General features: G+C 31.9%; 21 protein-coding genes. 4 read left to right on the top strand and 17 right to left on the bottom strand.

The window, feature by feature from the left end:
* Positions 1 to 179: 179 nt before the first annotated feature.
* From IGJ42_RS07405 to IGJ42_RS07375, 7 genes are all read right to left on the bottom strand, one after another.
* The gene (locus IGJ42_RS07405; RefSeq protein WP_430616066.1) at positions 180 to 1,643 is read right to left on the bottom strand and encodes a helix-turn-helix domain-containing protein; all 1,464 of its coding nucleotides are present in this window, start codon (positions 1,641 to 1,643) and stop codon (positions 180 to 182) included.
* Positions 1,644 to 2,275: 632 nt separating this feature from the next.
* A complete protein-coding gene (locus tag IGJ42_RS07400) occupies positions 2,276 to 2,764 on the bottom strand; it encodes a hypothetical protein (RefSeq protein ID WP_086338171.1) in 489 nt (162 codons plus the stop codon).
* Between the two features lie 2,007 nt (positions 2,765 to 4,771).
* Positions 4,772 to 6,619 carry a hypothetical protein gene (locus IGJ42_RS07395; protein ID WP_086338170.1) on the bottom strand — a complete coding sequence of 616 codons (1,848 nt, stop codon included), beginning with the start codon at positions 6,617 to 6,619 and terminating at the stop codon, positions 4,772 to 4,774.
* A 3-nt stretch (positions 6,620 to 6,622) separates the two neighbouring features.
* Positions 6,623 to 6,871, bottom strand: coding sequence for a hypothetical protein (locus IGJ42_RS07390; protein WP_430616064.1), 249 nt, complete (start codon positions 6,869 to 6,871; stop codon positions 6,623 to 6,625).
* Positions 6,872 to 7,335: 464 nt separating this feature from the next.
* Positions 7,336 to 7,575, bottom strand: a complete 240-nt coding sequence (locus IGJ42_RS07385) for a hypothetical protein (RefSeq protein ID WP_086338167.1) — start codon at positions 7,573 to 7,575, stop codon at positions 7,336 to 7,338.
* A complete protein-coding gene (locus tag IGJ42_RS07380; RefSeq protein ID WP_086338166.1) occupies positions 7,565 to 8,668 on the bottom strand; it encodes a hypothetical protein in 1,104 nt (367 codons plus the stop codon). The genes IGJ42_RS07385 and IGJ42_RS07380 overlap by 11 nt, the downstream gene beginning before the upstream one ends.
* A gap of 216 nt (positions 8,669 to 8,884) precedes the next feature.
* Complete coding sequence (locus IGJ42_RS07375) at positions 8,885 to 9,454, bottom strand: recombinase family protein (protein ID WP_086338165.1); 570 nt, start codon at positions 9,452 to 9,454, stop codon at positions 8,885 to 8,887.
* Between the two features lie 344 nt (positions 9,455 to 9,798).
* On the opposite strand from IGJ42_RS07375, the gene IGJ42_RS07370 reads away from it, so the two are divergent.
* The 3 genes from IGJ42_RS07370 (at position 9,799) to IGJ42_RS07360 (ending at position 12,608) form a co-directional block, all read left to right on the top strand.
* Positions 9,799 to 10,338: a hypothetical protein gene (locus IGJ42_RS07370; protein ID WP_086338161.1), complete on the top strand. Its 540-nt coding sequence runs from the start codon at positions 9,799 to 9,801 to the stop codon at positions 10,336 to 10,338.
* Between the two features lie 134 nt (positions 10,339 to 10,472).
* Entirely contained in the window at positions 10,473 to 11,096 is a 624-nt protein-coding gene (locus tag IGJ42_RS07365) for a hypothetical protein (RefSeq protein ID WP_086338164.1), read from the top strand.
* Between the two features lie 597 nt (positions 11,097 to 11,693).
* Complete coding sequence (locus tag IGJ42_RS07360; protein WP_430616061.1) at positions 11,694 to 12,608, top strand: hypothetical protein; 915 nt, start codon at positions 11,694 to 11,696, stop codon at positions 12,606 to 12,608.
* 26 nt (positions 12,609 to 12,634) lie between these two features.
* Here IGJ42_RS07360 and IGJ42_RS07355 read toward each other — a convergent pair whose 3' ends face one another.
* The 7 genes from IGJ42_RS07355 to IGJ42_RS07325 form a co-directional block, all read right to left on the bottom strand.
* Positions 12,635 to 13,207 carry a tyrosine-type recombinase/integrase gene (locus IGJ42_RS07355; protein WP_086338163.1) on the bottom strand — a complete coding sequence of 191 codons (573 nt, stop codon included), beginning with the start codon at positions 13,205 to 13,207 and terminating at the stop codon, positions 12,635 to 12,637.
* Positions 13,208 to 13,407: 200 nt separating this feature from the next.
* Positions 13,408 to 15,885: a DEAD/DEAH box helicase gene (locus tag IGJ42_RS07350; RefSeq protein ID WP_430616058.1), complete on the bottom strand. Its 2,478-nt coding sequence runs from the start codon at positions 15,883 to 15,885 to the stop codon at positions 13,408 to 13,410.
* Positions 15,872 to 16,663, bottom strand: coding sequence for a hypothetical protein (locus IGJ42_RS07345; RefSeq protein ID WP_086338159.1), 792 nt, complete (start codon positions 16,661 to 16,663; stop codon positions 15,872 to 15,874). The genes IGJ42_RS07350 and IGJ42_RS07345 overlap by 14 nt, the downstream gene beginning before the upstream one ends.
* Positions 16,664 to 17,310: 647 nt before the next feature.
* Entirely contained in the window at positions 17,311 to 18,576 is a 1,266-nt protein-coding gene (locus IGJ42_RS07340) for a hypothetical protein (RefSeq protein WP_430616057.1), read from the bottom strand.
* Positions 18,577 to 18,678: 102 nt separating this feature from the next.
* Positions 18,679 to 19,656 carry a tyrosine-type recombinase/integrase gene (locus tag IGJ42_RS07335; RefSeq protein ID WP_430616055.1) on the bottom strand — a complete coding sequence of 326 codons (978 nt, stop codon included), beginning with the start codon at positions 19,654 to 19,656 and terminating at the stop codon, positions 18,679 to 18,681.
* Positions 19,657 to 19,837: 181 nt separating this feature from the next.
* Positions 19,838 to 20,167: a metal-sulfur cluster assembly factor gene (locus IGJ42_RS07330; RefSeq protein ID WP_005231940.1), complete on the bottom strand. Its 330-nt coding sequence runs from the start codon at positions 20,165 to 20,167 to the stop codon at positions 19,838 to 19,840.
* Positions 20,168 to 20,241: 74 nt separating this feature from the next.
* A complete protein-coding gene (locus tag IGJ42_RS07325) occupies positions 20,242 to 21,177 on the bottom strand; it encodes a YitT family protein (protein ID WP_005236241.1) in 936 nt (311 codons plus the stop codon).
* Positions 21,178 to 21,330: 153 nt separating this feature from the next.
* Between IGJ42_RS07325 and IGJ42_RS07320 the strand changes: the two genes are divergently transcribed.
* Complete coding sequence (locus tag IGJ42_RS07320; protein WP_005230187.1) at positions 21,331 to 21,822, top strand: YajQ family cyclic di-GMP-binding protein; 492 nt, start codon at positions 21,331 to 21,333, stop codon at positions 21,820 to 21,822.
* 91 nt (positions 21,823 to 21,913) lie between these two features.
* Here the strand turns inward: IGJ42_RS07320 and IGJ42_RS07315 are convergent, their stop codons facing one another.
* The 3 genes from IGJ42_RS07315 to IGJ42_RS07305 form a co-directional block, all read right to left on the bottom strand.
* The gene (locus tag IGJ42_RS07315; protein WP_086332345.1) at positions 21,914 to 24,403 is read right to left on the bottom strand and encodes an ATP-dependent DNA helicase; all 2,490 of its coding nucleotides are present in this window, start codon (positions 24,401 to 24,403) and stop codon (positions 21,914 to 21,916) included.
* A 259-nt stretch (positions 24,404 to 24,662) separates the two neighbouring features.
* Positions 24,663 to 25,199, bottom strand: a complete 537-nt coding sequence (locus tag IGJ42_RS07310) for a hypothetical protein (protein ID WP_005236248.1) — start codon at positions 25,197 to 25,199, stop codon at positions 24,663 to 24,665.
* 278 nt (positions 25,200 to 25,477) lie between these two features.
* Entirely contained in the window at positions 25,478 to 25,891 is a 414-nt protein-coding gene (locus tag IGJ42_RS07305) for a GNAT family N-acetyltransferase (RefSeq protein WP_008381348.1), read from the bottom strand.
* Positions 25,892 to 25,986: the final 95 nt, after the last annotated feature.

The raw sequence follows: 25,986 nt of genomic DNA, 5'->3' as shown, positions 1-25,986 counted from the left end.
TAAATAGAAAATTGTAAGTTGTCAGTATTTAATGTAAAAACAAAGTTATTCTTCCATGTCTTTTGAACTCAATGAATTCTTCAAATTTTAGATTTTTTTCAGATATATGAGTTTGTACCATAAAGATGTTATTTCCTAATCCTGCACATATTTTTAAGTTTGTATTTAGTCTAAATATATTATCCTAGTTTTGATATAATTCTTGCTTGAACCACTGAATTTAAATTATCCCAATGGTCCTTATTATGTATATCCCTAAAAAAAGCAAAATCCTGCGAATTGTCATGGTTTAGAATACCATCCGAGACTAATATATCTGCTTCATTATGATTAGAACTAAATTTAATGATTTTCTCATTGAAAATTGCAAGCAATTTATTTTGAATAACAGGTACATATTCAGGATGATGTAGCATAGATATGGCAATAACCACAGTTTCTTTATTTTGAACAGGTAAAAAATAAGATAAGATGTGGGATAATTTATTTGCAAAAAGTTCTTTATCTCCAACTTGTAATTCGAAATTTAAGACTGTATTTAAAATAATATTTTGAACTTCATGAATTCTGTTATCATTACTATATTGACTAGTGGTGCCATTTAGATTTTCAAAATAAATATTTTGATAAGCCCAAGTATTAATAATACATTCATATAAAATAATATTTTCAACGTCATATTTTATATGAAACTTCTCCGACAATGCCTCTAAAACAGCAACTGAGAAATCAACTATTTTGTTACCTTTTATAGATTTAAATTTCTCCCCTAAAAAAACTTTGTCTCTTTTACTTGTAGTTTCTGGAATTAAAAGCTGTCTGCAAAAATAAAAAAAAGCAAGCTCGTTTTCTTTTTCTTCCATATTATTAATTGGAATTAATTTTGTTAATGAAATATCTTCATATAATTCCTTCATAATATTAAATATTTCGAGGGATTTTTTATCTATATCTTGAATTAAATACCCACGAGAAACGGCATTTTCTAGGATTGATAAAAGAATTTCATGTTTCACTTTTGTAGTTTGTAGACTTTTATAATTTTCACCAACTAAGTCGATATTCACCCTTGTTTGTCTATCAGCAAAAACATTATATGCCATCACTTGTACTAAATAATGATAAGTTCTTATATACTTCTCATTACCTTCCAAGGAAATTGATTCGAAATCGCTGTTTATAGTGATTGGAATTCTTTGTGATTCAAAAATATCTCTTAAACGGCTAATCAATTTATAGCTATATGATTTACTAAACATTAATTTTTCTGAAATATCTACCACACGTGTCTTGCGATATTTTAATAAATAGAGCAATAAACGAAAAAAAGGTGATTCATCAAAAAACTTTTTCTTAAGATTAACAAACACATTCAGTAAAAGTTCTTGACTAAATCCTTCGATTAATCCTATAGTATTTTTTTCTTGAAAAAACAATGATGAAAAATCATACTCCAATTGTCCAACATTCTCTTCTAATTCAACCAATAATATTTTTGTTTGATACATTGTTATGTTTAATATTTCACTTAATTTATTCAATGAAATATATTTTTCTGTTACTACAACCGTAAATAATTTCAACTTTTCATTTTGCTTTCTTGTTAGATAGTGACTGCTAAAAGTATTCATTATATATTCCATTCATTTTACCAACCTTTATTTAAAAGAGACTGTATTATTAAGCTTTTGTTTAATTATCTGTATACTTATTTCACGATTTTACATAACGATTTCACAGCGTTAAAATCACATTAGTTATATTTAAGAATGCAATATATTACAAACCATTTGAAAATAAGGAATCATTATAATCATTATCATATAAATCTTATTATTTTTATTAAATGTATTATTTATCACGTTACACTATGTGATTTTTTCAGCAAATCTTTTTAGCTATTCATAATTGTGTTTAATATTAGAAATACTATTATCAAACATCAGACGTTGTAGAAATCTCGTTTAACTCTAGAATTCACAAAGATAGTGACCAGATTAATGGCTAATTTTTTCATCTAAATGAAAAGAACAAAAGAAGGAACACTAATTCAATAATCAAAAACAGAAATTGTTATTGATTCGATTAGTGTTACTTCTTCTTCAATATTCTATGTGCTGTCCAATTAAACTACATTCGTTTTGATTCACTGTATAGCAATCTAACTCATTTTGTAAAAATTTGCAAACTTAAACTTTTTTTCTCTATTAAAGATGGACCATAGTCTATAAATTTACTTGTTAACTATTTCTCAATTCTAATTAAAATTATATTACTAAGGATTGGGTCCTTCTTGAGCTTTTAAAATAATATTCGCACTATTACTTCCATTATTACTCCAAACATAAGTATCAGCATCAAGCGTAACATCGAAATCTTTCTCAATTTGCTTAGAGGACATTCTTTGTACCCTATCTGCTTGCATGTATGGATTTGAAGGTTTAATTTCCAACCCAATACTATAATTGTCCAGTTCCGCAAAAATATTTACACTAACATCCTCTGATTTTGTGTTATTCACGGTAGCTACTGCCTTCAAGGGTTTCGTTTGTTTTCGAACACCTGAGTTTACGTCGAAATCAGATAATTGAAAATCAACTTTACTTGTTGTTCCCTCGTTAAAACTTATATCTACTATACCTTCTTGAATTTCTACAGGAACTTCTTTTTCACTACTTAATTCTGTTGCATTTGATAAAAGCGGGTTACTACCTACTAACAACAAAGTTGATAAAAAAGTTGTCGCTAATATTTTTTTTTTCATTGTTCTAATACCCTCCAAATTTAAATAGTATTGTTACAAAAATAGTTTACAATATAATATTGGTGAGTGATTATCCGAACATTCGATTTTATTTCGAAAAAAGGGATAACGATTGTATTAATTTGTTGTTTTATGACTTAAAAGCATCTGATTATTTAAATATCTATTGTTCTAAAAAGTATCCAAGACTCAATTAAATATTGATGATTCAAATTCATTGTCTAAGATGATGTTCAAATCCATCGTATTATTTTATACAAATAAAGCTTAGAAAAATCAAAGGTTTAAAGCACTACTGTCAAATTCCCCTATAAAAACAAATGCCATTGCAACTAATATTTTAATAATTTAAATAAAGATTAGATTTGAACAAATAAGAACAAAAAGCATCTTTCATATAAATATATGTACTAAGCCATGTACACCAAAAAAATATCTGCTAATCAATATTGAAAAAAACATACGTAAGAATCAAGTTTTATCCAGTTTAATAAATAGTAAAGAGCTTTCAAATTAAGAAAAAATTAATGTTAAATAATAATTTAAAATATGGTTTACACTCCAAATAACGAACTTTTCTATAATTACTAACAAAGGAAAACGACTTATAAACGATTGTTCTATTTTCTTGAAACATTGGTATAGTCAATTTTTGTAGAATTAGATTAATGATTACACAAGTATAGGTTAGTAACGTTCAACAATATATTTCCATGAATTTTAATACCGACAGTATTTTTTTATTTATTAGAAAAAATAGTCATTTAGATAAAATCCTAATAAGTGGAATGATTTTATCTGAATAACCTAATTCATGAATTTTTAGTTATTTCCAAGACTCTCAATTTGCTTTTGTTTTAAAAATAAGCGTAAGTACTGCAACATTTTAAATTTTATCAACCATTGAATTAGAAGACAAATGTGAATTCTGCTCCTAATTCAACTCTAAGATAATTTTAGATACCACTTCTAATAGTTCCGCTCTATCCCGAAATTATCGTCAAGTATCACTTAAAAAATGACCTTAAAAAAAGTCAATAAAATCAAGGGTTTCCTACTTGTTGACAATAATACAAGATTATTGTAACATCAACGATTTTTATATCTATTTTTCAAAAAACACCTATCAGATGCAATGAAAAAATTTTTGTGGGGAATTAACCACTATCTTTCATCTGAGAGAGGTTTTTGCATTTATAATTTAACTAAATACTGATTGAACGCTTATATATCAATGTTTATATGTATATTCTAAAAGTCTAAATCTAGCACAACTAAAATCTATTAGTTTCCAATTTAACAATGAATAAAAATAATTTTAGTATTTAAAGGCTTTGAAGTATTTGCTCTATATTTAAAATCAATCCTATGCTGCCTAAAATGCGTTCTAAGCGATTTTAATTCTTTGTGTATAATTTATCGAAAATAATTTTCAACACTCCGTGGGAATAAAACAGGCTAGCCAAAACGAATCACAAGTTATTTTAATATAATAATTATAGTTCGGAATAAATTATATAGTTTATGACATATTCTTGTTTTGATGATGTTTATAGATGATTTTCTCAAAAGATTTTTAAATTACAATCCATGAATAATTATCACTGTTTTGTTATATGTTAAATTCTAAGCAGCAAACTTTCGCTATTTTACTAAACCTATTCAAATATTCTAATAAGTAAGTAATTTAGAGACATGCTTATTTCCAATAACAAAAAGTGCGTATTAAAAGTGAGATTTTCATTCAAATCCTCCTAGAAAAAAGGCAAAAATTTTAAGGTCGGTAAATATGAGCCTAGAGATTTTTATAAAAAATGCGTATCAAAAGTGTATTTTTCATTTATTTTCTTCTAGAAAAAGGGGAGATATTTTAGGGTAGGTAAATATGACCCTCCATAAGATATTATATCTAGTATCATATTTGCCTACCCTCAAATAACCCTTGAATTTACTATCCTTTTATCATCAATTTCTTACTTTCAATACGCACTTTTTATACTTCATTTATTACTTATAGAATATTACCTTAGAAGAATATTGCTCTGTTAATCCTAATTCTTGATGTAATCCCTTAGTTAACTTTGTTCGTTTTAAAGAATATTTATTTATAATATCTGCTCTAACCTTATTATACTGTGGACGAATACTAGCTATCTTTTGCTTTTTATTTCTAGCCAATTTAGATATGAGTTCTTTTTCAAACATATATCCTTTAGAATCCAACTCTTTCATCAAGATTTTTACGATTGATTTTTCTAATTGAATACTTTTATTTGTTAGATTTGTGTCTTGTCTACTCATTTTTATCAAGCCTTTATTTACCAAAGGTTTATAAGATTGAGGAAAATCTCGATTTGCTTTTTCTTCCCCAAACAATCGATAAATCAATTCATAACCTAAACTATCAATAGTGACATTGTTACGTTTTAAAATTTTCCCAATTTCTCCCATATAATCTTTATGCTCTTCTACAAGTAAATTGGGCTGATATATATTGCTGGTTCTTACTTTGTTATCATCCTGTTTTTGTTCTAAAATCACTCGATTGTATATTTCTTCTGCAATCAATTCTTCCGGAACTTTTTGAATGATTTCTGTTACTACAATCACATTCAGAATACGTTTTGTTTTATTTATAGAAATTCTCTTATTCAAACTTCTTGATAACATTTTCGTCAACGTTTCAATACTATAATAATTTTGGATTTTCAAATTACCCTCAGAATCCTCATAAACGTAATCAAACATATATTCAAGCACAAGTGGAATTTCAAGAATATATTTCTTCAAATAAAAATATAGTTCGGGATATTTTTCCGCTATTTTCCCATTCAACAATTCCTTTTTAAATAAGTTAGCATTCAATTTCATTTTACCTAGGTCAGAATCCATAGTAATTTTTGAATTTGTGATGTAAGTCAACAGTTGAATCACTTCAAAATTGTCTTTTTTCAGAAATTTACAAAGTAATCCCTTAATGTCAGTAGTTATCTGGTTATTTTCACTGAAACATTTATAAAAGTAACTGCCTGTTGCTTCAGAAAAATAAATACTTGCACTAGGGTTCTCCTCATCGTGTAGAATATCTATAAATGGGTTATCTTCTGGCAATTCTAATAATTCTCTTAAATCCAGTGAGCAAAAATGATTGACAGCACTATATTCATCAGGAAAAACCCCACTGTAATTATCCCCAAGTTTGGCTTTCACAATGTCGTATCTGCCTAACTTTAATAATTCATAATTCGATATCGATTCATCAATTATTTCGCCACGTATAGCTTCTAAGCCTCTAGGAATAATTGTTTTTCTTCCCTCTAACAAATCAGTAGTATCTAACCGATTCCCCCAGTCAATGACCTCAAATCCACTATTGCTTCCGAAAAATATTCTGCTCGTTTGCCCAACGCTACCATCAGCTTGCGGATATTTTTTAAATAGCTCTTGATAAATTTCTTCTATTTCATTATTTGAAGTAATCAACCTATCAAGATGAAATACTACTCTAAATTTATCAACCTTTGAATCAGCATCACTAAAGGTTTGATAGATAAAACAAGCATTATTTTGCATAAATATATCTTGTTCTAAATCGTCAATGGTATAGATACTATTTCCATCTTTGTTATCAAAATCAAGCATTACTAACTCTTGACCAACAATTGGTGTATATTTTGATAATTTTTGTTCCGATAATTCAGCTAACACCACTGTTTTTCCTTTTTGAGTTAATTCTATTGCAAGTTCTTCTAAAGAGATATCTACTAATTCTTGTAAAATTGTTGCAGAAATTGCTTTAATCAGTGTTGCATCAGGTTTTGTATCATTTACAATACTACTTACATATAATCTCATATTCTACTTATTCTCCTCAATCAATAACTTCCCATATTTTTCAATCAAAAATCGTTCTAAAAAAAAAAGTTTCTCCACACTAAGTGTTTGTTTCCCTTTTTTAAAATTATGTAGGTTTTGAATCTGAATATCTAATTGCCTTGCAATAAACGTCATTTTTACACCATACGTTTCATCTAAAATATCCAACCAGCCCCTCAAAATCCCCCTTTTTTCTTTCAGTTTCAATTCGATTATTTTTTCTTGTGTCATTAAGAAACCTCCTAGACCTATCTATTATTTTATTAATAATATTTACCGGGACTATACCATCCTCAACGACTGAAGTAAAGTAAACATCTCACTTTCTGACAATAAAAATTAATTGGTGTATTTTTTAAAAAATATGCTTTATTTTATATGATTCTTTCCATAGTCTTCTCAGAGAAAAAAATGTTAAAAACGTCGTTATATCAGCGTTTATCAGAACTTTAGAAATATGCATATACTAAAAAGCACTCCTCAGATTCATTTTAGTGGGTAATTCCCCATAAAAAAAGTTTCGCTTCACCTGAGAAGTGTTTTTTCAAAATTAGTGCTTTAAAATGTTGATATAACAGCAATCTTTTAATTTTGTCAACAAGAATGAAACCCTTGATAAATAAGGGTTTTTTGAAGGTCATTTTTTAAGTGGTTTTTATTGTAAATTTTGAGCAAAAAAAGAGACATGATTTTACTCACATCTCGTCCAACATTTCTTTATTGATTTTATCCATGTGTTTATTCCATAAATTAATCACTAAATCCTCTGAAAACAACAATTTTTCCTGTTCTTTATCAGAAAATTTTTCAAATTGACTATAAAGCTCATTAGACAATTTGTTTAAAACAACCTGAGGTATAGTTACGTGGGCTTTCACAAACGTTTGTTTTACTTTATTTTTCACATACTTTTTCATGGCTATTTTAGTAAACATCTGTGTCTTCTTTTATCTCCAATCGTTCTCCTAGTTCATTCGTATTTTTGTAAGAGAAGAGTGCATTATCTATTAGTCCAACTTTTTGAATACTTTTATCTAATGTCATTGTGTTAGATTGCTCTTCAAATTTCGTTTTATCATCAATAATTCGTTGATTCCAGTCCTTCATATTTTCATTAAGTTCCTGTTCTTCATTTGCAGGAACACTATACGTTCTTAAATATGCTGTCACTGGGCTGTATATTCCAATACTATAGTCTTCAGCTACCACATAACCCAATCTTCTATAATCGTAATTTCCTCTAGCAAAGTAACCGTCTTTTAGGCGTTCAGAAAATTGTCCTTCGAATAAGTGCGACTTTAGAATTTCAATTTGTTTAGGAACATTTAGTTGCACCGCTTTTACTAACTTCACAAATTCTTCATTAGATAAGTCTCTCGTTACTAAACTTATGACGTATTCTGTATAAGAAGTATACCTAACAAAGTCAGGCTTCAATCCTCTATTCAATAACTCAATATAACCACTCATTCCAATGGAATAAAAGCTATGTTCTTTTGCAAATTTCTCTTTATTTAGGTTTCCTAACCGTTTTTCTTCTTTTTCTAGATAGCCTTTTGGAACTGCCAAAAAGTAAATTTCATCATTTTTATACACATCGTTTAGTAATTGCTCCATCCTATCTTCATCTGGTGTAAATTGTCCATTCTCACCTTCACGGATGTATTGTTGAATCTTTCTCTCTGCAATTTGTTTAAAATCAATTGTGTATTCTGCACTATCTTGACTATTCAACGGTAATTCTATTTGTTGATTTGTATGCGAATCATAAATATAGTAGTCCATTTTTTTACGTTTATTCGGATTTAAAAATTCATCGATTTCAAAAGTTAGAGTTACTGTTCCGTCATCTTTCACTTTTGAGTTATGAAATTCAGAAAAAGAGATAGGTTTCAAATCAGTTGTTTCTTTTATTGTCAATTCTCTATTCTGCTCTTTTTGATACAGTCCATATCCAATCCCTACACCTATTAGGACAACTGCACCTAAAATACTCACTCCAACTTTCATACGTTTATTTATTCCCATTATTTCAATCCTTTCTCACCATCATTAGATGTAATAAATCAAGGTTTTTGCCAAGACAAAAAAAGCCTGCTTTATCAACTTCAAATCATTGATAAGACAGCCTTTGCCTGTTCGTTATTTTTTTATTTGTTCATCGGTAAAAAACCTTGATTTATTACCGGTCATATTCTTGCTTCCCTCTTCTATGTTACCTTCAGTCGAAAAATTATTCAAGGTTTATTTTCTTGATAACCCTTCTTTTTTCGCTACATTATAAACAGTTTTCACGCTAACATTACATTTCATAGCAATTTCATTCAGTGATAGTTCTTTTTTATCATACAATTTAATAATTCTCTTTTTTACGTTATTTTTAATAGGTGGTCTGCCCAATCGTTTATCTGTATTCGCAAGTGCTTCTTTTGTTCGGCTGCTGATATTTTCCGCCTCAAATTCTGCTATTGCTGCAAGCATCGTATAAAATAATCTACCTTGAGCAGTTTTAGTATCTACATTTTCCTGAATACTTTTTAAGTAAACACCCCTTTCGTTCAGTTCCGACATTAAATTAACTAATTGTCTTGATGACCTGCTCAATCTTGATAGATTATATACAAGTAACGTATCTCCTTCACCCAAACTATCTAGAGCTTTTTGAAATTCACTTCGATTCTCTTTTCTTCCAGATATTTGTTCTGCATAAATAATGGACGGTGAAAACTTTTCTATCGCTTTCTTTTGGACCTCCAATCCAAGTTCTTGTCTATTTGTTGACGTTCGAATATAGCCGATAATTCTATTATTCATATATATCCCTCCTTTTTTGTTCCTAGTTTAGTTCAAATTAATAACTTTATATACAAAAATACCCTGACTAACTGGGGAATAGTCAAGGCAATTGAAAAACACTTAAAGATTTAGAGGTCATTATAAATGGTTTTCGTCAAGGTAACTATATTATCTCATCAAATATAACGATTGTCCAAAAAATGAATCATGCCTTTACTTTTCTATTATATCCCCTTAACCAAAGCATTATTTGCTTATTTATCAACTTATACACAGCATTTCTATACACTGGAAATTTGTAAAAAAACTCAGAGTTGATATAATAAAGAAGTGATTAAAATAACATAAAGGAGGTATTATTAATGACAAATGGAAGCTCACAAGGACTATTTGTAGTTGTAGCAATCATAATATTCGGTATTTTTGTATTCTTGAGTTATTTACTGTTTAGGGACATTATGAGTCCTAGTTTATCAGGGATTTTCAAGGATGGTTTAGAGCAAGCTGAAAATAATTTGATAAATACGGCAACTGACAATCCCATAATAAATTCTGAAATATCCATTGAAATCAGCGACTTGAATTTCAATTTTAATAAATTGGATTTTGATAGCCCTACTTTCCCGAGGCTATCAGAGAATATCAATGTGACAATCAAAAATCTAACAGACAAGGAATTATCATATAAAGTAAAATTTTCAGCTGAGGGTAAAGGTTTATTTATCGGAGATATAGATACAACTGATATTAATTCAATTTATGCAACCGAATTAGAAAAAACAATAAAATTAAAGCCAAACGAAGTACATCAATTTGATTTTATTGGCATATTAAATGCTCATGAATATGAGTCTAGTAGACCTGAAACTTATAGTATCAACTCCTCAGCAACCAAAATATAAATTATTAAATTTTTTTTGGCTAGTAAAGGAGCCGTTATGCTAGACAAACTCCAAAATCATCATGTCGGTCAATTTTTATAAATAACAATAAAATAATCAACACAATTTTTTTATACAGAGAAAGGAGGTTAATAATGTCAGATGGGAGTTCACAAGGACTATTTGTAGTCGTAGCAATCGTAATATTTGGTATTTTTGTTTTGATAAGTTATCTATTATTTAAAGATACTTTAAAGCCTAATTTAGCAAATATCTACTGTGATGCATTTGAACAAGTTAGTGGAAATACTCATTTATTAGATGGTAATGAAGGGAACTGCGTAGGGAAATTTCATAATTCATTTGAAGTTAAAGGTTATATAGGTATTTGGTTTCAAAACGTTTATAGGTGTCCAGATATTTGGACACCTGATAATACAGGTATGAGAACAATTAATTTGAAGAAATTGAGTAGTGTTGATATGCCTATTGTAGAAGATGGTTATGTATTTATAGATGCTATTTCAGACGATAACGTTGGCGTTAAACAGGAAGCAATAGACAAAGGTTTTGGAAACAGACGAAATAGAAGCACCACAATTGAGATGAATGGTGTTAGTTATAGATTTAGTGAGGTATCTTACGGTAATGCTTATTATAAATTGGGTGAAGGTGCTAAGCTGAAGGTTAATGCAATAAATGATATTAAGATTACTTATACAAATGTTCATGGTGGAAAAACTACCTATAACATTCAAGTTAAAATAATAAACGAGTAAAATCTGTTAATAAGCTAAGACGAGCAAATAATGTGTATAGGGGTATGAATTATTTGTTCGTCTTTCTTGTCCCCAAAGTCGAATACCTTTCTTTCATATCACCATTTTCTTTGTCAACAATTCTAACTATGTCATTCAAATTTCCATCATCAGTTTTACGATGATATAATATGGATAGGAGTAAATTGAAAATGGATAATTACGAGATGGATACTTGAGAGAAATTTCTCGATTTTTTCTCTCAATTGTCTGCCCCTACATCGTCAATTTCCATACCCTACATATACCCTGCATCAACCCTACATAAGTTACTTTTTTAATATTGTAAACGAGAACTTTTCGAGAACTTTCATGCGAACTTTTTTAAAACTCGGTCATTTTTGATGAAATTTTACAAATTTTGAATGGAAACCTCCGTGAATTTTTCAAAACAGCAGCTACCTAAAAAAATTTCTAAAATTTCAACAAGAGATTCCCTACTATGTAGGGGTCACAAAATTGGATTATTTCGGCCTTTCTTGACTATGCAAAAATGGATACTTTTGAGAATGAAAATTATTGAAAATAATATGTAAAAAATTATTGGAGGGAGTGAATTTGAAAAAATATATTGTCAATAAAAGAGCGATTGATAGTGATGAATTATTACAACTAGCTATAGCATCTAATGGGATTTATGAATCCACCTTAGAAAAACTACTACAATGTAACAGAATTGGCTTGGAAGCCCGTTTAAAAACGTTAGAAAAGCATAAGTGGATTTCTAAAAAGAAGTTATCTAAGCACTTCTACTACGCTAAAAAGTTTGATTTAGACAATTTAAAGCACTTGGACTTACAAGCCAATGCCTTACAAAAAATGTTGACACTAGGATTTAGAACAGCTAATCTTTCAATAGCTACGAATCAACAAAAACAAGTGACTGCTTTTTTTTATAGTTCTGTAAGAAATATCTATAATCATAAAAATTTCAGTCAGAAGCCACAAGCTTCCCAATTGTTTAATCAATGCTTATCCAATGAGAATAAAGAATTTTATATGAAATTCACAGAATATCAGCACGTTCAAATACCGATTCAATTTTCTAGTGCTTTTGATGAGAATCAATTACCCCACACTCATTCTTTAGATACTTTAGATATTATTGCAATCCCTACTAAAGAACAATTAACTGCTATTAGAAATAAACTCAGAGATTTTAATATGTATAAAGTGCAGAATAATATAGAATTTATTCGTGATGACATCCTAATCTATATTCAAAGCGAAGACTGCTTCTTTTTCTATGCGAAAAACGAACAACGACAATGGATATTATATAGAATTGAAAGACTATTTGCATTCATTTATTATTTGTCTAATTATTTTAAATCCAATGAGAAAATTACTTTTTCAAATGATGTAGAAAAATATACCAAGTTAGAAACTTTATATGCAAAAAGCAGTGAAAATAGAAAACAATATAATACAATTGCTAAAAAGAAAGCAAAAAAGAAGCACAGTCTTAGTTGACTGTGCTTTTACTTTTATAACAATACTTATTGAAATGGATTAAAATTATCAAGACTAGATTGAAGTTCTTCTTCCTCTATACCAATATATCGGAGAGTAACACTCTGAGAGTTATGGTTCAAAATCTTCATTAAGCTTGTTAAATCCTTTGTTTTTTTATAGTAACTATATCCAAACGTTTTCCTTAAGCTATGCGTTCCGATATAATCTAGATTGAGTGATTCAGCAGTCTTTTGCATAATCTTATAGAACTGATGTGTAGCTAAATGTTTCGTATTATCCCTAGGAGATGGAAATAACCACTCGCTTTGTCCATCGTGCTCTTCATCTAGATATATAATGATTTGATTAGTCAATTGCATCAAGTTAAGTGTTCGCTTCTTTCCTGTCTTTTTCTCAATAATATCAGTCTTGAGCTTTCCTTTCACGTCATTAACTTTTAGATTGAGTATATCCGAAATTCTTAATCCTGTAAAAACACCAAACACAAAAATCGTATAATCTCTTTGTCCATGTTTATTTCTTAGTAATTCAGATGCAAAATTCTTCAATACCTCTTTATCTTTAATTGGTTTGACATTAATTTTTCTTTGTGCCATTTTCCTCCCTCCATAATTTAATAAATATGGATACTTTCACCATCATACACCCTTAAATCATCCAAATTTAGAAAATCACAGTCTTAACTATTGGTAGAATAGGATTTACAATGGATAGAAATTACAAAAGTATCCCTTATAAAGACCTTTATAGCATCTTAAATAGGAAGGTGCAAATTTGTAGAACATGAAAAGCTTATTTAAAAATATTTTTCAAGTTCAAATCGATAGTATCCCGATTGAGCAACAATAAAACTATTTAAATCATTATTAGCTTTTAGATTTCCATTCTTGTCAAAATAGATATTTTTCAATTGTTTATCTTCTTTTAATTTTAAAATTATTTGTGGGGACAGCCCTGCTTTATGAAGTAAAACTACTTTTTCATCAACAGTACCATACATAAATTCATTGTATTCCGTTTCAGTAACAAGAGTTAAATCAACCATAATCATTAACAGTCTTTGTAAATAATAACTTATAAATTTATCTTCTAATGAAAGCTTTATAACTGCATAGTTGGTTATTTCAACATCGTTTTTCAGAGATAAATCAATGTATACTTTACTTAAATAGTTTTTATACTCTCCACTCTCTCTTTCAATTTCACCAAAAGCACTTCCAATGTAGAAATAAAAATTTCCCTCTTTCCTTTGATTAATTAGGTATCTTTTCATCATCTTAATTCTATTATTAAATGAGTTATTCACCTTTATTTCACAATATTTTTCGTAGAAATTTATAGTCTCTTTTTCCTTTAGCCTCATCAATTCAAAGTTGCGTTTTTTTGTGTTATCTATTTCCAAACTAGAAAAAAATAAATAATATATTTTTTCCAATATTCCTAAGTGTAGAAATTCAATTGCTTCAATTGAGTCATTAACTTTAATCTTATTTAATTTTTCACCAATACATGTTAGCTCATCGTCAGAATACAAAAAATCAGATTTCAAATTATTCTGAACTAATAATCTTACGAATAAGCTCATATTATTACTGGCTTCAAATTCTTTTAACAATAACTCTTCATCCTTAATAACTTCTTCAATTTCTGTTTTTTTCACTTCACTATTTGTATTTTTATTGATATCAAATTCCTCTAACAAAGGGTTGAAAATTCCATCGTGTGTTACATCTTTTCTTAACATCTTAACTTTTTCATGTAAATTTCCATTTTTTGAATTATACTTCTCACTGTTCACAAAATGGACTGGAGCTAGTAATCTACCTAATTCATTTTTAGATGCTCCAAAAATCATGTTTAATCTATTTACCCTACCTATTAAATTCAAAAGTTTACTTTGTGTCAAAAGCCTACCATTGAAAATATATAGATTATCTATAGGCATATTCATGCCTTCTAATATAACTGAATTAGCAACTAGATGTTTTAGATTTTTAATTCGTTTGAAACAATATTCTAAATAATCTTTTATTCCATCTGGGATTAATCCATGTAAGAATACTATACCTTTATCAAGTAACTTAATCTGTAGATAATCTTCATGAATTAATTGTGCTAGTTCTTCTTTCAATATAATTATTTCAGAGTCACTCTCTAAATTAGCCTCAATATTCTCACTTAACTCTCTCGAAAACTCTTCTACCTTTACTGGTCTAAAATGATAATAGAAATTTTTTTCTTTACTCGTTTTGTTAATATACTCAAAATAGTTCTTTGAACTATCAATTTTTACTTCTTTGTTAAAATATCTATTATAATAATATATGCTTTTATTTTTTTTATATTCAAATATATCTAATTCTTTGACATTATTATAAATTTTATACTCAACAATGTCACTTTGTCCCTTTACTCTTAAATTTTTCGAATCATAAATCATTGGAGAAAAGTAAGCAATCTTAGATTTTTCAGATTTAACTAAGTTCATTTTTATAAGCCTAGCTAATGATACCGAACGTTTACTTTTATTGAAATCTAAAATATTGTGTGCTTCATCAATATACATCGCATCAAAATATATTTTGTTTTTTTCTATTAATCTTAAAGCTCTTTCTTGTGTAACAACCGCAATGAATTGACTTTCCCCATTATACATTTCATCATGAATGATAATTCGTCTATCTAATATTTCTTTTTTTAACATTAGATACGTTTGATTAAGTAACGATTTTGTTGGTACAATTACTGCTATTTTTTTCAGAAATTTATTTTTTTTAATATGTTCGCTAATAATTTCACTTTTTCCAAACGACGTAGGAGCTACAAATGAAAAAAATTGATTTTTATCTTTTAGTATTGTTTCATTAATATGACTTTGCTCACGTGTTCGAACCATGCCATTACTCTCAAATAATGCCAATGATGCATTTGAAATAACATCAAAAAAATTTGTATCTTTTAATAAATTTAATTCCATAATTTTTCTAGCAACTGGATAGAAGCCAGAATTAATAGTAAAATCGTAAAGAGGTCTGTAATCCAAAGTTTTTTCTGTATATTTTAAAATTAAGAAATATGCAAAATCTTTATACGACGATTTAGAAGGTACTTTTTCATACTCCCTAAGAAAGATGCTGGCTATTATTAAAATGAATTCCTTCTCGTTATCTGACAATTCATAATTCGGTAACGAGAGTTTTTTTACTATAATTTCATTTATAAGTTCATTTTCCTTTACTATTTTTGTAAACTCAGTTTGCTCATTGCTTTTCATTTACATCCCCATCCAATTCGCATAACAATTCTTCTAAACATTCAATAAAAATGTTAACGCTTTTGTTCATTACACATAAAATTACCTCTTTATTACACACATGTTTATTAACAGATTGAAATATTTCGTCATGACTAGATTCGTAAGTTTTACCTGAATAATCTTCGATAAAGATTGTTGAACAAGGAATAATATTATATTCTCCCAAATCTAACTCAATATTGTTCACATATTTATTTGATGCTGATAGTAATTTATCTCTTAAACTATCAGTAGCATCAGATTCATTTGATGCAATATATGTATGATTCAAGGCATTAGACCAAGAATTATTGCCACTATTTCCGCTTCTTTTCATTGATTTTTTTAAGCCTTGATATGCTTTACTTAAATTCTGATTGTGTTTTCCAGATGATGTTTTATAAGCAGTTGACTTACTCTCCATAATCCAAGTTTCACCATCATGAGTGTACAATCCATCGAATCCTTTTTTCATTGAGTTTTCTTCTAAGTTCATAAAGCAACAATGTTGTTCAAAATCTTGGCTTCTTAGAAAAAGATGAATAAAAAATTCTGCAACAGTCCCTTTGACTTTATTCTCATCTTGTCTTTCGAGAAAGTTTAACAAGTCTTTTATAACTATTGACATAAGTTCCTTTTTCCCACGTTTAGCTCCTCTGGATATCTCATTTATAGAACTTTTAATAATGTCTTTTGTTTGAATATCCAGTTCCAAAACATCTAAAATATAAACCGCTTGATGTTCTCTTTGGCTCAATTTATTATTAAATATTTCAATCAGTCCTCACATCTTCAAATAACTACTTATATAATTGTACCATTTAATTGTGAAAATGTTTCAATATAATACTAAATCATTAAAAAATATTCTGGTTAAAAAGTTTGCAACATATTATTTTTGAAGCTCTAGTATATAAATTTTATAAGAACTTAACTACCTATTCTTACAAAAAAAATGACTTTTTCAGAAGTCATCTTATTTTTTCTTTGTCTATATCTTGTTTATCTCTGTTGTCTATTTCAACATCATGACCAACAGAATCAGTTAATGAATGCAACATATGATAATAAATTTGCACGTCCCGCATCTTGTAAAGTTTAAGTAAATTTTCCAATACGTTTTTGAGAACTTTCTTTAATAGTGGTTTCCAATTGGACTATAGAAAAGGAATACAAGAATAATTATTCTCGTATCTCTTAAGTTTCAGAGTAAATAAACCAAAATGTTCTATATATAAATTCTAATAATAAAAGAAATATAAATAGATTAACCCATCCATGATACATTATATAGTTTGTTACAAAAAACATAAGTATCATAATGTTAAATTTGTAAATATGAAAAATACTACTTAGTAATTACTAAGCAGTATTTATTTAATAGACTCTCTCTATTACTTATTATTAAATCTCTAAATCACCTAAACCTAGTAAATCCTCAGCAGGGATTGCTGATTCATCAGCTACTGCAGTGTTTTCTTTAACAGGTTTTTCATCTGGAACTACTACTGTTTCAGTAGCTTCAGCTCCCTCAACATCTTCTTTCTTAGCGAATTGGTTATTACCTTTCGCAGTTTCTAACACTTTATGAGCAAATTCAACATCGTTTTGAGTTAGATATTGTTCTTTCAATGAAGTAAAGTAAGCTCCTTTATCTTCCATATAAGATTGGTATTCATCATTTGTAAACTCTTGTAAGTTTGCATGTGATTTTTCCCAAGCCAAGTCTGCTTTCTCGATTAAATCTTTAGATTTCCCTAAGATTTCATCTACAAATGCTTGTGTAATACAAGATTTTTCAGTAGACATTGCACGAATTTCTAAGTCTGCTGCTGAATTCATTTTTTCATTACGGACAGGGAAGTCTAATTCAAAGTCAATAAACGCTGTTTTAACTTCTTGACCAGTAGCATCAGTAAATGAATGAATCATTTCAGGTGCTAATTGACGATTACGTCCTGCATCTTGTAATGCTTTGGTGAATTTTTCAATACGTTTTTGAGATACTTTCATTAATAGTGGTTTCCAAATTGGTAAACCGTTTGTTCCTAATTTTACAGTAGAAACTTTTTCTATACCGAAATCTCCTGCAACTTCTTTTGTTTCAGATTCAAAACGCAACACTAACATGTATGTTTCATAGTTTGTTTCTTTACGTTGGTTATTGTAAGAAGCACGAACTCGGTCACCTTCATTTAAAGAATCAATGAATGCTTTTTTCTCAGCATTATCTTTAGGAATTGCTTTAAACTCTTCCACAGAACCATATTTTTCTTCAATTTTAGCGAAACGAGCAGTTGTTTGCAAACTTGCTAGAGTACATAATGCACAATATTGACCACGTTCAGCAATTTCTTTACCTTTTTCAAAGTCAACTTGAGATAGTGGGTTCATACAACGGATAGAGTATGGAGAATAAGTTCCACCTTTAGGTCCTTGTAATTTAATAAATCCACGTTTTTCAATGTAATGAATTGGTGCTGAGTAAATCAACATTTTGGGTTGACCGTTTTCATCTAACACATAAGGAATTGTTAAACGTTGTAAATCTCCCATTTCATAATCTAAATCTCCACGAACAAAAAATCCTCCACCAGTTCCACCTGAACCAGTTCCTTTAGCACGTTTGTTTCCTTTTGCAACTTCTCCCCAAGACCATGTTTTAGCCATGTTGTGTGTCCTCTAAAAAAATGAATTTTAAGTTCTTAAATAATCTAAATCTACATTTCTTTTGATTTCTATTAATTGATATTAAAACTACCAGCAACACTTTTAAATCGTTTGAAGTGGTGAAAAATTGACCGCTTTACTAATTTCATCTTCAATATTTAAACTTCTCAGATACACCTCAGTCGTTTTTATTGAAGCATGCCCTAGTAGTTTTTGAATTCTATAAATATCAGTCCCATTCCGAACCAATTTTTGGGCAAAATAATGCCGAAAACTGTGTGGGCTTACCCGAATTGACTTTCTAATCTCACATTGATTCCCAATTTTTATGATTGCTCGTTCAGCTAATATATAATTGTATTGTTTGCCTTCTCTTGTCAAAAATACATAATTGTCTATATTCTCTATTTCATTATATTCAAAAAAGGAATTTGCTACTCGTTTGTATTTTATATATTCTTTGTAAATCAACGGTGAGCAATGAACAATCCTATCTTTCTTCCCTTTCCCATTTTCAACAAATAACTCTTTATTAGTGACGTGAACATCTTTTAAGTTCATTACCTCACTGATTCTTAATCCTGTATCTATAAGAATAAGTAAGAGCAAATAATCCCTTTGATTCGTGAATTTTGTTTGATAGCCAGTGTGTTGCTTATCCATTTTCTGAGGTTTAAAGAAAGTTAACTTCTTTGCTACTTTCAACATTTCTTTGATTTCCATATCATTAAATGTCTGAATAATTACCTTACGCTCTCTAACCCATTTAACACGCATACAGGGGTTTCTATCGTATCGGACATAATCTTCATCTACACAATACTTAAAATACGCTCTGATGCTTCTTAGATGGCTATTCACATATGTTTCAGCACATCCCTCTTCTAATTTCATCAACATGAATTGCCGAATGCTTTTTGGTGTCACGTCTTCAACAAAGTATATCTGCTCTTTTTTCAAAAATTCAAAGAACAGATTCAAAAACTTCTGATGCTTCTTTATCGTTTTTTGTGAGATTCCTCTGGCTTTTTCGTTGAATAACATTTCTTCTAATAGTTCCTCTAACCTGAAATTTTGCAAAACAAAAACTCCCTTATCAACTTTTTCTAAAAGTTAATAAAAGAGTTCAGAAATTATCGTCTCATTAAGTATGGTATCCGTATCGAAAATACCCTCATTTCATCTGGTATCCGAAGTCCGAAAAAATGGTTCAGACTACATACTAAATGAGTGAGAAACGCTGTTAAATCAACACAAATCCTTAACGAATCCCCAAAGCAATCCGTGCATAACGACTCATTTTATCGGTCGTCCAAGCGGGATACCAAACTAGTTTTACTTCTGGATTTTTGACTTCTGGAATATCGCTTAATGCTTCGTGTATCGATTCAGTCAATACGTCGGCTAAGGGACAGCCCATTGTTGTTAAGGTCATTTTGATTACGGTATTGCCTGTTTCTGCATCAAATTCGACTTCATAAACTAAGCCTAGATTCACTATATCAATCCCCAACTCAGGGTCAATCACGGTTTCCAAGGCAGCCAAGACACGCTCTTTGATTGCTTCTGCTTCTACTTCAGTATATGCCACGGTTGAAGACCTCCTTTAATTCTTGTTTCAAATAATACCTTCTTTTGCAAGATTTGTAAATGGACGATCCTTGATTATGGACGGCTTTTCTTGTGTATTTTCAGTTCTGGGAAGACCCCCGTCGTTTTAAAGGTCCGTTGTTCATCATCTGTCGCAAAACGCCCTGTGATCGATTGGGTCGGCACAAAGTTAATAAACGCATTGCCGTCTGCTTCTAAAACGGCTTGTTCTAAATCGTAGATCTCGTAGCGGGTCACGACCATCATGATCATATTGCCTGGTACGCCTGAATACCCTCCGACTGAGGGGAACAAAGTCATGCCACGAAACACATGCTTAGAAATATTTTTCCCAACAGCTTCCGCATTTGTCGTAATAATCATGGCCGTTACCTTTTGATGACTTGTGTGCAGCATGTCCACAACGTAGCTCATTGCGAAAATCGAAATGATCGTGTACAACGCACTTTCCCAAGAAAAGACGAAACCTGAGACCATGACAATGATGCCGTTTAAAATAAACATATATTTACCGACCGTTTTTCCAGTCGTTTTTGATAATATCAACGAAAGGATATCCATTCCGCCGGTGGTAAAACCCATTTTCAGTGAAAACGCAACGCCGACGCCTAACAGTACGCCACCGAGCAAAGCGTTAACCAAAATATTGTCAGTGATTGCTCCTTGTGGAAGGATTATCGTTAAGACAGAAACGACAACGACATTGATAAAGCTCAATAGTGTCGATGATTTCCCGAGTTTGATGAACCCGAGAACAAAGATAGGCAAGTTTAATAGGAAAATAAACAGCCCTGTACTAAGGTGAACGCCAAAATGTTCCAAGGCAAGTGCCACGATCAATTGGGCGACCCCGTTCATCCCAGCAGAAAGAACGTTTGCGGGAATCAAAAAGAAATTTAAAGCAATGGCTGCGGTGATACCTGACAGCAAAATAACCCCTATTTTTTTCAATCGTTCTGATTGTTCGTGCTTCGTTAATAACTTACTCACAATGATCTAGCTCCTTCACTAAAAATCTCCTTCCAAAGAATAGCAGTTTGTGTGAAAAAATGAAACAATTATTTGCAAAAATTTACTTTTGATTCCCGCATCGTTCGCCTCCATGTTAAAATCATAGGTAAGAGATGAGAGGAGTGATTGATTTTGGCAAAAGAAGCAAGTTTTGATGTCGTATCTGAGATCAACACGGAAGAAGTGAAAAACGCCATTCAACAGGCGGAAAAAGAATTGAAAAACCGATTTGATTTTAAAGGCTCCACGGTAGAAATCAAGATGACTGAGGGCAAACTGACGATCGTTGGAGATGACGAATTTAAGTTGGAGCAAATCAAAGATGTGCTCTTTGCGAAGCTGATCAAACGGAATGTACCAACGAAAAATATACAATTTGGCGAAACGGAGCATGCCTTGGGAGCAAAAGCTCGTCAAACAGCAGAATTGATCAATGGCATCGATAAAGAAAACGCCAAAAAAATAACGACTGCGATCAAAAACGCCAAGCTAAAAGTTAAAACTCAAATTCAAGACAATCAAATTCGGGTAACCGGCAAAAGTCGTGACGATCTGCAAGAGGTGATCCAATTATTGCGTAAACTGCCTTTAACGATCGATTTACAGTTTACAAATTATCGCTAATCAAAAAAACTAGAACAGAGTCTAACGTGTTGGTTAGGCAAAATCAGCTTTATCTGCTGATTTTGCACAACCTCTCCTGAAAGCTCTGCTTCTAGTTTTTTTCTTGCCAAAAATGAGTCAATGCCTTTGATAACTCTTGCGGCCGACGAATGTTTAAGGCATGCTGCCAGTGCAGTGGGAAAAGTTCTTGGTAACGCGGTGTCCGAAAACGTTGATCCAGCAATAACACCACGCCGCGATCGCTGACATCCCGGATCACTCGACCGGCTGCTTGCAGGACTTTATTCATCCCGGGCAGCTGATAGGCATACGCAAAGCCAGCTGCTTTTTTCTCATCGTAATATTCCCGAATCAATTCTTGCTCGTGATTGATTTGCGGCAGTCCGACTCCTACCACTGCCGCACCGATCAAGCGATCGCCTTTCAAGTCGATCCCTTCAGAAAAAATTCCACCAAGGACACAAAATGCCACTAATGTTTTTGGCTGGCTCTCTTGTCCGTCTTGACTTGTTTCTAGCAAGGATGATCGTTGCCGCTCAAGAGATTGAAACTGTGCAAGAAACGCCTCGCGCTCTGCTTCGTTCATGGCTGTCCCCTGAATCAAGACCTCCACCTCTGGCGCCTGTTGGGAAAATGCTGCCGCCACATCATCCAAGTAACGATAAGAAGGGAAAAAGACCATATAGTTTCCCGCTTTCGCTGCGGTCATTTGCTTGATTGCATCAACGATTGCAGGAGTGCTGGCTTCACGTTGGCGATACGTTGTTTGGATATAGTCTGCAATAAAAATCCCCTGATTTTTCGGATCAAAAGGACTTGGCAGGCGATAGCGCAAAGCTTCATTGCCGCCTCCTAATACCTCTTGATAATAGGACAAAGGAGTAAAGCTCGCAGAAAACAACAGGCTGGCCTTGCCCTTATCTAGCACAGATTCCAAAAATGGCGCTGGTTCGATGCAAAATTGCCGTAGTTTGATATCATAGCGGTCGATCTCCACCGTCGTTTCGTAGTGATCATCATAAAATTCACTGATCTTCAAATAATGGTTAGCTTCAAAATACACTTGCAGCACTTCTTCTTGCAATTCATGCTCAGGATTTGCCGGCAACCATTCCTTCATCAATTCAGCTACTTTGTAGAGCTGATTGACCATCGTTTCATGGGGAGCTGCTTGATGGTGGTATTCCCACTCTTCCTCTTTTGCTATTTGAGCAATAGCCGCAAATTCTTTGTCAACTTTGTTTAGGGCGTGTTTTAATTTTTGCTGGTCATTGGATAGTTTCTTCTTTAATTCCTTAAATGGCTGCCGGGTAATGGTTGCCGAATACATTTCTTTGGAACGGTTGACTAAGTTATGGGCCTCATCCACTAGAAAGAAATATTCTTCATCCGGCTCCTCAAAAAATCTTCGCAAATAAACGGTGGGATCAAACAAATAATTATAATCACCAATAATGACATCGCAAAAGACACTGACATCCAGTGAAAGCTCGAAGGGACAGACCGTATGTTTCTTTCCGTAGGTCTCGATCACTTCTCGGGTTATTTGGTTCTCGTGATGCAACAGATCCCATAATGCTTCATTGATTCGATTGTAATAGCCTTGCGCATACGCACAGTGTTCTGGCGTACAGTTTCGTTCATCTAAAAAACAGATTTTGTCTTTGGCGGTAATCGTGACACTTTTGGTTTCACTACCGTTGTCTGCTAACTTGCTCAGTGCATCTTCGGCCACTTGTCTGGTGATCGTCTTCGCCGTCAGATAAAAGACCCGATCAGCCCCTTCTTCCCCTAGCACTTTTAATGCGGGAAACAGCGTTGACATGGTTTTTCCAGTTCCAGTTGGCGCTTCCGCAAAAAGTCGCTTGCCATTTTTTAGTGTTTTATACGCCGCTGCTGCTAACTCTCGCTGCCCTTTGCGAAAGGTTTCAAAGGGAAAAGACAGCAGCTGCAAAGACGTATTGCGGACACGGCGCCAATTCTCTTGAAAAACTAACCATTTATGATATTCCTGAAGTAATTCTTCATAAAAAACAGCTAATTCTGAAAACTGAAATGTTCTTCTCGTACGGGTGGTCAGCTTTTCAGTGGTTTGATAATAAGTCAATTGTACGGCGATTCGATCGATGGGTCTCTTCGGATCATTACCTTCAGCAGTAGGTTCTGCTTCTGGTTTCTCTTGATTTTCACTGTCACTAAGCGCTGCTTGTTCATTTACTTGTAGTAAAAACAAATAAGCATAAACCATTCCCTGGGCAAAAAACAAATCGATTTGATCTTCAGGGATATCTTCGAACGCTGGTTCTGAAGTTTTGATCTCATCGATCACCCAAGAATTAACAGTTGCATCAAAAAAGAGACCATCGGCACGTCCTTCGACAGTGATCGAATCTTTCTCAATTTGGCTTTCTCGTTTGAAAAAGACTTCTTTTTGATACGCATCCCCAGCCTCTTTTTGTAGTTGGCGATGGATACGGGCGCCTTCTTGCGCGGTATGATTACTGACTTTGCGGCTATCAATATCGCCTCGGCGCAAAATAAATTCTACGATTTTTCTAACCGCAACTTTTCCTTTATACACGTGTTCACCTTCTCGTTTGCCATTATAGCGGATAGATTACTTTTGGAAAAGCGAACAGAAACAGCTTTTCATCCTCTGCTGAGAGTATCCTATCCAAACAGGTTTTATCACCATGAAAAAACCACTTGCAACAAAACACCTACTCATCAGATAATTGACTTCATTTTTTCTTCCAGAAAATGGGTTTGGCGAAGGATTTACAAAAAAGCCTACTCTACTCACCTAAGCAAGTAAAGCAGGGCTATTTTTTGAAAGATATTTATTGATCGACTTGAATATCATAACTGACACCATTTTGGTCAAAAGCTTGTTGATTGTCTAGATCTAAGGTGAACTCAAAGGTCCGTCCATCTGCTTTGATCGTCAAATGCTTCCCTTCAACCGTGTATGATGCATCTTGATAGGTGATCTCATAAATTTGATAAGGGTCGTTGGACAACTGTACCTCTGAATGGGAAAAATGACGCTGAAAATCACTTTCGATTTGTCCTTCATACAAGGCAACATCACTAAAGCTGGCTGAACTATCTTCTAAATCTGCCATCGGCAAATACTGCTTAACGATCGTCAACTCATTCTCATGAAAATCATAAACCCCTTGGCTTTGCGGAAAGATGACACTCTCATCTTGGATCAGCATCAAATCAAGGTCGCCATTTTCAACCGTTTTTGAGGCGGAAGTAACAGTTTCAGAAACTTCTTTCGAATCGTTGATGGTTAGCTCCTCTTGGCCACAGCTCACTAAAGCGAGCGCGGCGAAGCATAGAGTGAAAAAAAATTGCAGGGATTTTTTCATAAAAACACCTTCTTACAAAGAGTTGAGGTATACCAATCAAAACTAACGCAAGATACAGATCACACACTTTCCTCGAAGTTGGTCACGAAGAATGTTCATGCTTTCGTCAAAAACTAGACCCGTTTCAAACGAATCAACGCTTTCTTATTTTAATTAGTATAACAGCAGTTTTTTGCTAATGCGGTTTCTTAGAAAAATTTTCGAATTCCCACAATAATTCTAAGCTTTTCTCTCATCAAACTATTGGTTATCCTTATCACCTGCCTGCCAAAGGTTGATCACAGCATCTTCACGAAGTAAAGCCTATCCGTGCCAAGCACAGGTGTATCCGTAAGCACAGCAAACGGTTCGAAGCCGACTGCTTGGTAGAATTGCGGCGCTTGGTAGTCTTGGGTGGTAACCGTCACGGAACGACACCCCGCTTTTTTACCGTGATCAAAAAGTGCTTTTATCAATTGTTTCCCGATCCCCTGATTCTGATGGCTTGGATCAACTGCTAACAATTGAATATGGATCGTATTGCCTGTCCGTTTTCCAATCACCCCACCAAGTTGATCCTGATTGTCAAAAAAAGCAAATGAAAGCTGCTCTTGATCGGAAAAGGCACTCACTGCCTCTGTTTTTTTCGTTGAATGATTTAGCCATTGACAGACTGCCTGACGATTGTCTTCTGCGTTTATCGTTTTTATCATTAATTTTTCACTCCTAAAAACCTTTCTTTGTTTCCTCTTATACTTTAAGCTATACTTATAGTCAGACACAAGTATTTGTGATCCTAGGAGGTTTT

Source organism: Enterococcus sp. DIV1067f (assembly GCF_050543505.1).
GTDB lineage: Bacteria > Bacillota > Bacilli > Lactobacillales > Enterococcaceae > Enterococcus_D > Enterococcus_D entomosocium.
The sequence above is the reverse complement of the archived record's forward strand: the minus strand, read 5'-3'. Positions and strand labels throughout refer to the sequence as shown.